Raw genomic sequence first — 13,876 nt, forward strand, 5'->3', positions numbered from 1 at the left:
TACTTAACTAAATTGAGTGCTATTTAGTTTTGTGCGATAAAAGTACGATATGCCGGAATGTCTACCATGCAATCAGACCACCGGTAATAAATAAAAAAGCGTCGTGCTTCCAGGCTTTGTCACGCAAATTTGCGCAACGACTGACGGTAGCGATAACAGGGCAAGTTCTTGTTAATTCGTAAGTTAATGTCCCTTTCACAGTACATCCTGACGCGCTGTGTAGTGTCCCGCCTTTTCGGTCGTATAACCCGTCGAAACCGTCGTAATGCATAAATATAACCGGACCGGCCTGTTAATCTGGTCGCCGCTGCCGATAGAACACTCATCGATATTGATGACGTCACCGGCACGCGCCGCGCAGAGCAGGTCTTCTGTTGTGCTGGCGCGAGGCGGGTGAGAACGCGTGATTTCTATGAGCAGAAATAGCGGAGGGGTGATTATCGTCGGCAGTTAAGCTGACAGGCTATGAGAAATCCACCCCGGGTTTTTACAGATAATTAAAACAACACTCTGACACTCTCCATCACCGGGAATGAACGCATGCGCCTGAAACTTTTCTGGCTCGCAGTGCTGAATATTGCGACCATCATTTTACTCTCCATACTGTGGGAATTCGGGCTTGAGGCGCGGATTTCCAGCCTGCTGGGCCTGGGCTACGATCCCGGTTTCGAAACCAGCGAGCGGGTGCGTTTTATCCTGACTGCGACTGCATTTGCCGGGCTGGCAATGATTATTCCGGCGCTGTTTATCGTGAATCTGGTCCGCAGATCGCTGAGTGCAGAAAAAAACGCACTCAGGCTGGCCGGCACGGATGCGCTGACCGGCGTGATGAATCGCCGATCATTCACCGCACACCTTGCTGCGCTGAATACCGGCGAGGTGCCTTATACCCTGACGCTGCTCGACATCAATGATTTCAAGAGTATCAATGACCTGAACGGTCATCGTCAGGGCGACGCCACGCTGGTTGCGCTGGCCGGACTGCTGACCACCTCGGCGGGCACGCAGAGCCAGGTGTTTCGCATTGGTGGGGATGAGTTTGCTATCGTAACCGCGGCGTCGCAGGCTGAGCAGGCGCTGGCCGCCGCTGAAAGTCTCTGTCAGCATGCAGCATCCATCCGGACCGGCCCGCATACCTTCCTCAGTCTCTCTGCAGGCATTGCCAGTTCAGCCTGCACCGGGCAGGCCGATGTGGTGCGGGCGGCGGATCTGGCGCTGTACGAAGCTAAACAGAACACGCGTTCTCATCTGGCGCGATTCACACCAGACATGGAGCTGCGCTTTCGCCAGCGGGAAAGGCTGGAGCAGGAGGTCGTTGCTGCCGTCAGCGGCCACGCCATCGTTCCCTTTCTGCAGCCGCTGGTGTCGCTGCGAAGCGGAAACATTACCGGCTTTGAAATACTGGCACGCTGGATCACCGCGTCGGGGCAGACGGTTTCACCCGCTGAGTTTCTGCCGGTGGTGGAACGGCTTGGGCTGATGGACAGCATGACGGTGGCGCTGCTGCAGGATGCGGTCAGTGCAACACGGGCATGGCCTGCCGGGCTCTGCCTGTCGCTGAACATTACCCCGGAGCAGCTGCTGAGACCGTCGCTGACCACCTGTCTGTCCCGCATCATGCAGCATGCCGGACCGGTCATGCTGGAACTGGAGATCACGGAACAGAACGTCATGGCTATCTCTGATGATGCCCGTGAAGCGATCCGCCTGCTGAAAGAGGCCGGTATCGGCGTGGTACTGGACGATTTCGGCACTGGCTATTCCAACCTCTCCGTACTGCTGGGGCTGGGGATTACCAAAATCAAAATTGATCAGACGTTTATTGCCGGAATTGTGACCGGGTCGGAGCAGCGTAAAGTCGTGGAAACGCTGCTGGCGCTCTGTCAGGGGCTGAATGTGGTGATTACGGCAGAGGGCATCGAGGATGTCGCTACACTGCGGTGGCTGAGAAAACGCGGCTGTGATTATGGTCAGGGGTATCTTTTCAGCCGTCCGGTGCCTGCCGGGCAGGCAACCACGCTGCTGGCATCGGCCAACGTAGAAGAGCTGATGCAGGAAGAGGCTGTGGCGGTTAATTTAGTCAGGGCGCTGGGCTAAACTGGCGTGAGAACGGATTATGGCTGGCATGAGTCAGTAAACAGGCCCGGCAGGAAGCGCCGGGCCTGCTGTCTCATCAGAACTGGTAAATCAGACCCAGCGCGGTGATGTCGTCGGTCGCCAGACCGAGCGGGTTATTATCTTTCAACAGGTTGATGCGGTATTCACCATAGACCGACATGTTCTTGTTGAAGTAGTAAGTGGCACCCACGGCGGTGTACTTAATAATGTCGGCATCGCCGATATTTTCAATCTCTTTGCCCTTCGATGAGACGTAACCCACGGATGGACGGAAGCCGTTCAGGAACTGATACTGCGCCACGGCTTCAAAGTTTTGCGCTTTGTTGGCGAAGCCGCCGCTGATCGGCGTGGCGTTCAGGGTTTCGCCGTACATTGCGGCCAGATAAACCTGGTTCGCATCATATTTGACTGAGGTTGCCCAGTGCTGGGCTTTTTCGCCTTCACCGCGTGCGGCTGCGTTCTGCGCCGTGGTGCGATCCAGGCTGGCAAACGCGCCAGCGAAGCTCAGGCCGAAATCGAAGTCATAAGACGCGGAGAGGGCAAAACCATCGCCATTCGAACGACGCACGCCGTCGATGTTACTGCTGCGGTCGTTTTTACCCTGATACTGTGCAGCAAGGTTTAACCCGTCTACCAGACCAAAGAAATCACTGTTACGCCAGGTCAGCACGCCGGTTGAGCGGCCAGAGAGGAAGGCGTCGGTATAACCGGAATCGCCGCCGAAGAACGGCAGCATATCGGTGTAACTCAGCGCGTCATAGACCAGGCCATAGTTACGTCCGTAATCCAGCGCACCGGCCTTACCAAATTTCAGGCCAGCATAGCCCAGACGGGTACGGTTGGTGGCCTGTGCGTCACTGCCTTCAGAGTTGTGAAGGCTGTACTGGTACTGCCAGAAGCCATAACCGGTGAGCTGATCGGTAATCTTCGTCTCACCCTTGAAACCAAAACGGGCATAAGAAGAGGTATCACCGTTGTTGTTATCGTCGTCAGAAAAGAGGTGTGACACGTTAATCTTGCCGACCAGGTCCAGCTTATTGCCATCCTTGTTATAAATTTCTGCGGCCTGTGCGGAAGAAAGACCGATCAGTAACGGCATAATAGCCGTCAGTAAAGTGCGCTTCATCATTTAATTATTACCCTGTATTCATTAATTATTATTCCCCTGTTTCGGGGTGAAATGAAAATGACACAAAAAGTTAAAATTACAAAGCGTAATAAAAGTAACAAAATGTGATGTCTATATTCAGCTAATGAATAACAGCAGGGGACAGAAGATTAAATGACAAGGTAATAAGATTTTCTTCTAATAAAACCTTAAGGGGGGTATGGTGTAAAACTGCATTATAATCAATAAATTAGTTAAAAAAAACACACTATAATCCATAAGTTAACTGTATATAATTGAATCACATCACTCCCTGTATTAATTATAGTGAGTTTTATGAAAGTGATAATTTCACAAGGATTCCCTTCTAATCATTAGTCTGCATATTAATATCTGTTCATCTTTTCAGAAATATTATTTCCCGCCCGATAATCACGTCAGAAATAATCTGCACGACACTGATTAAAGTGTCATCACATTGCTCATTAATTAATCGATGACAGGCGGTAAAATTAATCCGCCAGGCGTGATAAATGAAAATAGTTTGTTAATTTTCGCTATTTAGCGCTCTTAGTTCAGGCGAAATCCGGCGACCACCGCTGCACCAGTGAGAGGCAAACTGCGCTAAAACAGGGCAGGAAATGGGTTTTTATGGAGAGCTAATTTATCAGCGATCACAAAAGCGATATTTCATCCCGCGAATGCATAATTCCGCTGTTTAAAACCCGGCTTTGCCGCTGCAATCAGACAATTATTCACTATATATGCAAATTAAGTGAATATTGTCAGCATCTAACTCATTGATATTCCGTTGTGATGACCATTTTATGCATTAATTATCTGGCTGGCACGTTAACTGCACTCTACAGTAGGGCTGCACTACAACATCCTTTAACAATTTTAAAACATAAGCTTTACCTGGCCGGTAAAGTAAAGCAGGAGAGTGGGTTATGGCACTGCACGTTTCACGTCACGATTTCGATCAATGGATGATGCCGGTTTATGCACCTGCGACCTTTATACCGGTTCGCGCAGAAGGCTCCACCGTCTGGGATCAAAACGGTAAAGACTATATCGACTTTGCCGGTGGCATCGCTGTTAATGCGTTAGGGCATGCGCATCCGGCATTGCAGCAGGCGTTGCAGGAACAGGCCGCACGGTTATGGCACACCGGTAATGGCTACACCAACGAACCGATCCTGCGACTGGCGAAGCAGTTGATCGACGCCACCTTCGCTGACCGGGTGTTCTTCTGTAACTCCGGGGCGGAAGCGAACGAAGCGGCGCTGAAGCTGGCCCGTAAAGTGGCACATGACCGTGTCGGCCCGCATAAAAGTGGCATTGTGGCGTTTAAGAATGCGTTTCACGGTCGCACCCTGTTTACCGTGTCAGCCGGTGGTCAGCCCGCCTACTCAAAAGATTTTGCGCCGTTGCCGCCTGAGATCCAGCATGCACCGTTTAACGATCTGGCTTCAGCCGCTGAACTGATTAATGACCATACCTGCGCCGTCATTGTTGAACCGATCCAGGGTGAGGGCGGCGTGCTGCCTGCCGATCCAGCGTTCCTGCGTGGACTGCGTGGACTCTGTGATAAGCATCAGGCCGTGCTGATTTTTGATGAAGTGCAGAGCGGCGTGGGTCGTACCGGTTCGCTCTACGCCTATATGCATTATGGCGTCACGCCGGATGTCCTCACCAGCGCAAAAGCGCTGGGCGGCGGCTTCCCGATAGGTGCGATGCTGACCCGGGACGATCTGGCGCGGGTGATGGGCGTCGGCACCCATGGCACCACCTATGGCGGCAATCCGCTGGCGGGCGCGGTCGCCGGTAAAGTGATGGAGCTGATCAACCAGCCTGACATGATGACGGGTGTCACGCAGCGTCACGAGTGGATTGTCGCGGCCCTGGATGAGATCAATCAGCGCCTGCATCTGTTTAAAGAGGTGCGCGGTCTGGGTCTGCTGATTGGCGCAGTGCTGAGCGACGACTTTGCCGGTAAAGCCAAAGAGATCAATCTGGCCGCCGCTGAGATGGGCGTGATGGTGCTGATTGCCGGGGCTAACGTGGTCCGTTTTGCCCCCGCGCTGAATATCAGTGAGCAAGAAGTGAAGCTCGGTATGGCACGCTTTGCTGAGGTGTGTGAACGCCTGGTTCGAGGGTCCGCATCATGATGGTAATCCGTCCGGTTGAACGCGATGATTTAAGCCAGCTGATGGCGCTGGCCGGTAAAACCGGCGGCGGGCTGACCTCGCTGCCCGTCGATAGCGCCACGTTACAGGCGCGTATCGATCGATCGCTGCAGACCTGGGAGGATACGCTGCCGCGCGCAGAGCAGGGCTATGTCTTTGTGCTGGCCGACAGTGAAGATAACCGCGCCGTGGGCATCTGCGCCATTGAGGTAGCGGTCGGCCTGCAGGATCCCTGGTACAACTTTCGCGTCGGCACCCAGGTGCACGCTTCGAAAGAGCTGAATGTCTATGCCGCGCTGCCCACCCTGTCGCTGAGTAACGATCACACCGGCAGCAGTGAGCTCTGCACGCTGTTCCTCGATCCTGACTACCGTGACGGCAAAAATGGCTATCTGCTGTCGAAGTCCCGTTTCCTGTTTATGGCCAGTTTTCGTGAACGCTTCACCAATCGGGTGGTGGCTGAGATGCGTGGCGTCAGCGATGAGCAGGGCCATTCACCGTTCTGGGAGAGCGTCGGCAGCCGTTTCTTCTCAATGGAGTTCAGTAAGGCCGATTTCCTCAGCGGCACCGGCCAGAAGTCCTTTATCGCGGAGCTGATGCCGAAGCATCCGCTCTATATCGACTACCTGATGCCAGAGGCGCAGGCGGTCATCGGGCAGGTGCATCCACACACTGCACCGGCCCGTGCCGTGCTGGAGGCGGAAGGATTCCGCTACCTTAACTATGTCGACATTTTTGATGGCGGCCCGACGCTGGAGTGCGATATCGACCACATTCGCGCCGTGCGCAAAAGCCGTCTGCGCAGCGCAGAGCCGGGCGAAAATCCGGCTGATGCGCCGCTTTGCCTGGTTGCCAATAACTATTACCGCCAGTTCCGTGTAGCGCTGATCCCGGCCCATGCCGACGGCGACAGCGTGCAACTCACGGATGAACAGATGCGGGCGCTCCACTGCCAGCCGGGCGACAGCCTGCGCGTGGTGACGCTTTGCAAAGAGGAGAAAACAGCATGACGCACCTGATAAAGGGAGAATGGCTGAGCGGCGACGCGGAGATCCTGACCAAAGCGGATCCGGTCAGCGGCGAGACGCTATGGCAGGGCCAGGCAGCATCGGCCGCGCAGGTCACGGCGGCCTGTGACGCGGCGCGCGCCGCCTTTCCGGCCTGGGCCAGACGCCCGCTGGCGGAACGGCAGGCGATCATAGAGAAATTTGCCGCCGGGCTCGAAGCGCACAAAACAGACATGGCAGAAACTATCGCCCGTGAAACCGGCAAACCGCGCTGGGAAGCGCTGACTGAAGTCGGCGCGATGATCAATAAAATCGGCTTTTCGGTGAAGGCGTACCATAGCCGCACCGGTGAGCAGCATGAAGGCGAAAGCTCGCTGCGCCATCGTCCGCACGGGGTACTGGCGGTATTTGGCCCCTATAACTTCCCCGGTCATCTGCCAAACGGGCATATCGTTCCGGCGCTGCTGGCGGGTAACTGCGTGGTCTTTAAACCCAGTGAACTGACGCCGCTGACCGCCGAGAAAACGGCTGAGATCTGGCTGGCCGCGGGCCTGCCAGCTGGCGTGCTGGCGCTGTTGCAGGGCGGACGTGAAACCGGTCAGGCGCTGGCCACCTGTAGCCAGATTGATGGCCTGCTGTTTACCGGCAGCGCCCATACCGGCTATCAGCTGCATCGCCAGTTTGCCGGTCAGCCTGAGAAGATGCTGGCGCTGGAGATGGGCGGCAATAACGCTCTGATTGTAGAAGATCCGGCTGACCTGGATGCGGCCGTCAACATCACGTTGCAGTCCGCCTTTATTACCGCCGGTCAGCGCTGCACCTGCGCCCGGCGTCTGCTGGTTAAACGTGGCGAGGCGGGTGATGCCTTTCTGCAGCGGCTGGCTGAAGTGGCGGGGCGACTGCAACCGGCCGCCTGGAATGCTGAGCCGCAACCCTTTATGGGCAGTGTGATCTCTACCGGCGCGGCAGAAAAGATTATGGGTGAGTGGCAACGTCGGGTGGAGGCGGGTGGCGAAGTGCTGCTGGCGATGCGCTGGCCGGATCGCCACAGCGCCATACTGACGCCAGGCATAATCGATTTAACCGATGTGCAGGGCATCCCGGATGAAGAGGTCTTTGGCCCGCTGCTGGGCGTCGTCCGCTATGACACCTTTGATGAGGCGATTATGCTGGCGAACCAGACCCGTTACGGCTTGTCGTGCGGATTAATCTCGCCTTCGCGCCAGCAGTTTGATCAGCTGCTGCTGGAAGCGCGTGCCGGTATCGTCAACTGGAACAAACCGCTGACGGGCGCAGCCAGTACGGCACCGTTTGGCGGCATTGGGGCGTCGGGTAACCATCGCGCCAGCGCCTGGTATGCGGCGGATTACTGCGCCTGGCCGATGGCCTCACTGGAGACGCCGGACCTGACGCTGCCCGCCACGCTGTCGCCGGGCCTGGATTTCTCCGCGCCGGAGAAAACATCATGAAGGCAACCGAAGCCAACTTTGATGGACTGGTGGGATTAACGCACCACTATGCCGGGCTGTCGTTTGGTAACGAAGCTTCAACCCGCAACCAGCTGCAGCCCTCGAATCCCCGTCTGGCGGCAAAGCAGGGGCTGCTGAAGATGAAAGCGCTGGCCGATATGGGCTACGTGCAGGGAGTGATCCCGCCACATGAGCGGCCCAATATTGCGGCGCTGCGTCAGCTCGGATTCAGCGGCAACGATGAGCATGTGCTGGCGGCAGCCGGCAAAACCGCGCCGGGATTACTCTCCGCCTGCAGCTCCGCGTCGGCGATGTGGGTTGCCAATGCCGCTACGGTTTCGCCGTCCGCGGACAGCGTGGATGGCCGGGTTCACCTGACGGTGGCAAACCTTAACAACAAATTCCACCGGGCGATGGAAGCGCCGGAAACGGCCTGGCTGCTGCGTTCCATCTTCCGCGACGATCGCCATTTTGCGGTGCACGATGCGCTACCGCAGGTGGCGATGTTTGGTGATGAAGGGGCGGCTAACCACAACCGGCTCGGCGGCGCTTATGGCGAGCGCGGCGTGCAGCTGTTTGTCTATGGCCGCGACAGCAGCCATGAGGGCAACGCTCCGCAGCGTTATCCGGCGCGGCAGACCCGTGAGGCCAGCGAGGCAGTGGCCCGTCTGCATCAGCTTTCACCCGAAAGCGTGCTGTTCGCGCAGCAGAATCCTGCGGTGATCGATCAGGGCGTGTTTCATAACGATGTGATTGCGGTCAGCAACCAGCAGATGCTGTTCTGTCATCAGCACGCCTTTGTTAATCAGCCTGAGCTGCTGGCGCAGCTTCGGGCGCGCGTACCCGGCTTTGTGACACTGGAAGTACCAGTAGATCGGGTCTCGGTAAAAGAGGCGGTAGAGACCTATCTGTTTAACAGCCAGCTGCTCAGCCGTCCTGACGGTAGCATGATGCTGGTGCTGCCGGAAGAGTCACGTCAGCATCCGGGTGTCTGGCGCTATCTGTGTGAACAGGTCGAAGGTGATACGCCACTGAAAGCCCTGAAGGTGTTTGATCTGCGCGAAAGCATGTATAACGGGGGAGGCCCGGCCTGCCTGCGTTTGCGGGTGGTGCTGACGCCTCAGGAGCAGCAGGCAGTCAATCCGGCGGTGCTGATGAACGACAGGCTCTTCAATACGCTGAATCACTGGGTTGACCGTCACTACCGCGATCGCCTGACCCAGGCCGACCTGGTCGACCCGCAGTTGCTGCGTGAGGGACGTGACGCGCTGGATGAACTGACGAAGCTGCTAGACTTAGGAAATGTATATGCATTTCAGCAGTGAAGGAGGCGGCAGCTCAGGCTGCCGCCTGCTCAGGGCGAAAAGGAGGAACGATGCAGGACTTTTTACAGCAAACGCTCTCCGGCGAAGTACCGCGTAAGCGTAGTGGTGAAACGGCGCATCTTCGCTGGCAGTGGTTGTATCACGGCATACTGTTAATGGAGCCAACTGTGCCGGTTAAACAGGCGCTGGTGCTTTCCGCCGGGATCCACGGTAATGAAACCGCTCCGGTTGAAATCGTGAACCAGCTGATTAATCCCCTGCTGCGCGGCGAAAAACCGTTGCAGCAGCGCATGCTGGTGATTCTGGGTAACCCGTCAGCGTTGCGGGCTGGCAAGCGCTATGTGCGCTATGACATCAACCGGCTGTTTGGCGGACGCTGGCAGCAGATTGACGATAGCGATGAGGCCCGCCGCGTGCTGCGGCTGGAGCAGACGCTGGAAACGTTCTGGCAGCTGGGTGAGTGCGATGAGACGCGCTGGCATCTCGACATGCACACCGCGATTCGCGGCTCTTACCATCCTCAGTTCGGCGTGATGCCGCACAACGAGCGCCCCTGGCCGCCCGGGTTTCTCGACTGGCTGGCCGCAGCCGGTCTGGAAGCGCTGGTATTTCATCGTGCGCCGGGCGGCACCTTTACTCATTTCAGCTGCGAGCACTTCGGTGCGGCCAGCTGCACCCTGGAGCTGGGCAAAGCGTTGCCGTTTGGCGAGAACGATCTCAGTCAGTTCAGTGCGGCACAGCAGGCGCTGGCATCGTTACTCTATGGTGAAGCCATGCCCGTCACTACGGTTAAGCCGCGCCATTATCGGGTCGCGCAGCAGATCACCCGGCTGAGTGAGCACTTTACGCTGCATATGTCACCGGAAACGCTGAACTTTACCGCCTTTCCACAGGGGACGTTGCTGGCGGAAGATGGCAACACCCGCTATTACGTGCAGCAGGCACGGGAATATGTGCTATTCCCGAATCCCAACGTAGCCGCCGGGTTGCGTGCCGGGCTGATGCTGATAGAAGAGGGCGAACAGACCCAGGCACTGCCGGTCTGAGGCCTGAAGTTACCGGCGCCATTCATCGGTGCTAAAAAATCGGCAGGAAAAGCGGGAGAGAGCCTTCCGCTTTCCTGTCGTAACCATTACACTCCTCCATGATTTCTGCGAAATTCGCTGTAAATTCATAAACGTTTTCAATTCCTCACGCCTTTCTTCTTATTCTCTTCATGATTGCCCGATTTTTATCTTTTATGCTTTCACGGCTTTACTCAGGCTCTGAGTAGTTGACGTTCAGCGTCGTATGCTTGTTTCCGAAGACGCGACAGAGTGCTGTCGTCATTATCATGAATTATAAGGACACGATTATGCGCAAACTGACTTCCCTTTTACTGGCTTCTTCGCTGGCGTTTGGTGCAGCCACCGCCGTCCATGCAGCAGCAGATAACCTGACTCCACCGCCAGCGGGCAGCGAAAAAGCGATGCACAAACCGCCAATGCGCCATGGCCCGGAGATGATGTTTAAAGGTCTGAACCTGACCGACGCGCAGAAAACGCAGATGCGCGACATCATGAAAGAGAGCCACAAAGATATGCAGCGTCCGTCGCTGGATGAGCGTCGCGCAGCCCACAGCATCATTGCCTCTGACAGCTTTGATCAGAGCAAAGCAGAAGCGCAGGCAGAAAAAATGTCTGCCAATGCAAAAGAGCATGCGCTGAAGATGCTGGAAACGCAGAACAAGCTCTATAACGTGCTGACGCCTGAGCAGAAAAAACAGTACAACGCGAACTTTGAAAAGCGTCTGACTGAGAAAGGCCCGCACGAAGGAAAAATGGCACCGCCAGCAGAACCGGCTGAATAACCTTAATTAAGCCAACGGTCTGAGACCGCCGACGCTGTCCACTGAAATGAGTGGGCAGCATCGGCGGTTTTTTTATAGCGGAAGAATAGGGTAGGCACCCGACAGAATCGGGCGGCAGAGAATTTTGTAGCCGTCGTGGTCAAAACCGCCTTTGGGCCGCTGCAGTTTTCTGGCTTCATCCATGCTGCTGACCGAACCGAGATAGAACCAGTGGTCGATGACGTGGATCTGCGTCATCTCTTTGCCTTCCTCCACCAGACCTACGGCACCCTGCCACGGCCAGCAAAAGACCCGCACATTTTCCAGCGCTTCCAGCAGACGATCCTGATGATCGCTGACCGGCTCTTTACCGCAGCAGGCACCGGCGCAGCGGCGCAGTGCCGAACGGAAGCAGCCTCGTCCCGCACTCAGCGCTTCCAGACCCAGCAGGCCATGACAGAGCTGATACTCATCCGCAAGCTGCTTCAGTCGTTCAAGGGCGGCAAAGCGACTGCGATAGAGGCCAAACAGGTTGGGAGACTGGCTGAAATCGAGATCTTTTGCGTAAACCACGTTTGGTTTGCCATCGGTAATCTGCAGCGAACAGAGCTGCCGGTTTTTGCGCAGTCGCTTATTAAACAGCGGTTGCTGGGTTTTGATCATCTGCGCTTCCAGCAGCAGTGCGCCGAGATCGCCTGCGGTAGGGATCCAGCTGACTCGCCGCGACTGACGCAGCATTTTCGCCTCATCAGGGGTGCGAAAATGGGACATTACCCGCGAACGCAGATTCACGCTTTTACCGATATAGAGCGGCAGCGACTCACTCTCGCCGTGAAAGGTATAGACGCCAGGGTGATTCGGCAGACCTTCCAGCCATTCACGCAGGTGTTCAGGATATTGATAAATTGTATTCGCGTCGGGTTCGGGGCGAAGAATGGCAGCACGTCTGGCCAAAATGGACTCCACTTACTGGTTGTCCATACAGCATAACAGGCAGGCGAAATGATCGCCAGCCGTCTGGTTAAAGACGCCGTGTCGCCAGCCAGCAGATCAGCGAACCCAACGTAATCATCGCGACCCCCTGCCAGAAGGCCAGCGGTGGCGTCAGGCCGAGCCATAGCGATCCCAGCAGGGCCGACAGCACCGGCGTAAAGTAGGAGGCAGTGGCCAGCAGCGTCAGGTTGCCCTGCTGAATCCCGTGGTTCCAGGCGGAGTAGGCGATGGCGGTAGAGAGGCCGACAAACAGCACCTCCAGCAGCGGGACCAGCGCAAAGGTCATCGGCGCAGAACGATCGCTGATGGCATATTTGATCCACAGTGCCAGCGCGGTCAGGATAAAAAACAGCGTAACGCCGTTCGAAGCCCGGGCAAAGCGGCGGGTAACGTTGTTGAAGAGCGCCCAGGTCAGGGCGGCGATAAAGGCGAGTGCGTAGGCGACAGGATTGCGCAGCATGTTCTGCCATAGCAGCGCAGGCGAGCTGCTGCCGCTGCCTTTCATCACCCAGACGATACCCAGCAGCGACAGCAGCAGTCCGGGCCAGAGCCAGACGCGGAAACGTTGCTGATTAAACGGGATCGCCAGTACAATGGTGAGGCAGGGCCAGAGATAGTTAATCATCCCCAGCTCCAGCGACTGACTGCGATCACTGGCCAGCCCGATAGCCAGCGCCAGAGAAATTTCGTAGCCCACGAAGAGGATGCCGCCCAGCCATAAATAGATTGCAGGCATTGCGCCGGGCTTTGGCAGGCCGCGGGTCAGGCAGAGCAGCATGGCGGTAGTGCTGTAGATCAGCGCCGCGCCGCCGGTAGCGCCAAAGGCTTCACTGACGCTGCGCAGCAGGCCAACGGTGGTGCTCCAGAGCAGAATGGCGATAAGCCCGATAAGGGTGGCGCGCGAAACGGTGGCAGGCATACAGCGATCAACAAGGTGAGTGAGAGAAGCCTCCCTTGCCGGGGCAAAGGAGGCGCGGGATTACTTCCAGAAGTCGTCAAATACCGTGATCGGCGGGCGACGTTTGTGCTCGGTTTTCAGATACCAGCCTTCGATGATGCGGGCGTTATCAGGATTGATGGTTTTCCCTTCCAGATAATCATCGATCATCTCGTAGGTGACACCCAGCGCCACTTCATCCTGCAGGCCTGGACGATCATCTTCCAGATCGGCAGTCGGCTTCTTCAGATAGAGATGTTCCGGGCAGCCAAGATGCTTCAGCAGCTGTTTGCCCTGACGCTTGTTCAGGCGGAACAGCGGGTTGATGTCAGTGCCGCCATCGCCATACTTGGTGAAGAATCCGGTGACCGCTTCCGCCGCGTGATCGGTGCCGACCACTACCCCTTTGGTCATGCCGGCAATGCTGTATTGCGCTTTCATTCGCTCGCGCGCTTTTTCGTTGCCGCGCACGAAGTCAGAAAGCGTGATACCTGCGTCTTTCAGCGCGCGCTCACTGGCGAGCACTGACTCTTTGATATTGACCACCAGCGAACGGTCAGGCTTGATGAAAGCCAGCGCGTCCTGGCAATCCTGCTCATCCGCCTGCACACCATAGGGCAGACGCACGGCAATGAAGGTATAGTCGTTGTCACCACTCTCCTGACGCAACTCGCTGATCGCCGTTTGCGCCAGCTTACCCGCCAGCGTTGAATCCTGACCGCCGCTGATCCCCAGCACCAGCGTTTTCAGTCCGCTGTGACGTTTCAGGTAGGCTTTTAGAAAATCGACGCTGACGCGCACTTCCTGGTCGGCGTCGATAGCGGGTTTCACACCCAGTGCTTCAATAATTTCCTGCTGCAGTGACATGAACTTCTCCTCAGGTCAGTGGCCTGTCGGCTCGA

General features: G+C 56.6%; 11 protein-coding genes. 7 read left to right on the forward strand and 4 right to left on the reverse strand.

Going from position 1 to position 13,876, the window contains the following annotated elements; all coding sequences use genetic code 11:
* The first annotated feature begins 540 nt into the window (after positions 1-540).
* Positions 541-2,097: a bifunctional diguanylate cyclase/phosphodiesterase gene (locus FA92_RS07125; protein ID WP_013357658.1), complete on the forward strand. Its 1,557-nt coding sequence runs from the start codon at positions 541-543 to the stop codon at positions 2,095-2,097.
* A 76-nt stretch (positions 2,098-2,173) separates the two neighbouring features.
* On the opposite strand, the gene FA92_RS07130 is transcribed toward FA92_RS07125, so the two are convergent.
* A complete protein-coding gene (locus tag FA92_RS07130; protein WP_033782909.1) occupies positions 2,174-3,247 on the reverse strand; it encodes a porin in 1,074 nt (357 codons plus the stop codon).
* Between the two features lie 929 nt (positions 3,248-4,176).
* Between FA92_RS07130 and FA92_RS07135 the strand changes: the two genes are divergently transcribed.
* The 6 genes from FA92_RS07135 (at position 4,177) to spy (ending at position 11,065) form a co-directional block, all read left to right on the forward strand.
* Positions 4,177-5,397: an aspartate aminotransferase family protein gene (locus FA92_RS07135; RefSeq protein ID WP_033782910.1), complete on the forward strand. Its 1,221-nt coding sequence runs from the start codon at positions 4,177-4,179 to the stop codon at positions 5,395-5,397.
* Positions 5,394-6,425 carry an arginine N-succinyltransferase gene (gene astA, locus FA92_RS07140; protein WP_033782911.1) on the forward strand — a complete coding sequence of 344 codons (1,032 nt, stop codon included), beginning with the start codon at positions 5,394-5,396 and terminating at the stop codon, positions 6,423-6,425. The genes FA92_RS07135 and astA overlap by 4 nt, the downstream gene beginning before the upstream one ends.
* The gene (gene astD / locus FA92_RS07145; protein WP_033782912.1) at positions 6,422-7,891 is read left to right on the forward strand and encodes a succinylglutamate-semialdehyde dehydrogenase; all 1,470 of its coding nucleotides are present in this window, start codon (positions 6,422-6,424) and stop codon (positions 7,889-7,891) included. The genes astA and astD overlap by 4 nt, the downstream gene beginning before the upstream one ends.
* Positions 7,888-9,216, forward strand: a complete 1,329-nt coding sequence (gene astB, locus FA92_RS07150) for an N-succinylarginine dihydrolase (protein ID WP_033782913.1) — start codon at positions 7,888-7,890, stop codon at positions 9,214-9,216. Before astD ends, astB begins: the two co-directional genes overlap by 4 nt.
* A gap of 50 nt (positions 9,217-9,266) precedes the next feature.
* Positions 9,267-10,262 (forward strand): succinylglutamate desuccinylase, encoded by a 996-nt coding sequence (gene astE, locus FA92_RS07155; RefSeq protein ID WP_033782914.1) that lies wholly within the window; start codon positions 9,267-9,269, stop codon positions 10,260-10,262.
* A 308-nt stretch (positions 10,263-10,570) separates the two neighbouring features.
* The gene (gene spy / locus FA92_RS07160) at positions 10,571-11,065 is read left to right on the forward strand and encodes an ATP-independent periplasmic protein-refolding chaperone Spy (protein WP_033732453.1); all 495 of its coding nucleotides are present in this window, start codon (positions 10,571-10,573) and stop codon (positions 11,063-11,065) included.
* Positions 11,066-11,137: 72 nt separating this feature from the next.
* Here the strand turns inward: spy and cho are convergent, their stop codons facing one another.
* The 3 genes from cho to nadE form a co-directional block, all read right to left on the reverse strand.
* Entirely contained in the window at positions 11,138-11,998 is an 861-nt protein-coding gene (cho, locus tag FA92_RS07165; protein ID WP_033782915.1) for an excinuclease Cho, read from the reverse strand.
* A 67-nt stretch (positions 11,999-12,065) separates the two neighbouring features.
* A complete protein-coding gene (gene yddG, locus FA92_RS07170) occupies positions 12,066-12,956 on the reverse strand; it encodes an aromatic amino acid DMT transporter YddG (protein WP_033782916.1) in 891 nt (296 codons plus the stop codon).
* 60 nt (positions 12,957-13,016) lie between these two features.
* Entirely contained in the window at positions 13,017-13,841 is an 825-nt protein-coding gene (gene nadE, locus FA92_RS07175; RefSeq protein ID WP_013357668.1) for an ammonia-dependent NAD(+) synthetase, read from the reverse strand.
* Between the last annotated feature and the right edge of the window lie 35 nt (positions 13,842-13,876).

The sequence above is a fragment of the Pantoea sp. 9140 genome, assembly GCF_000745295.1.
Lineage (GTDB): Bacteria > Pseudomonadota > Gammaproteobacteria > Enterobacterales > Enterobacteriaceae > Pantoea > Pantoea vagans.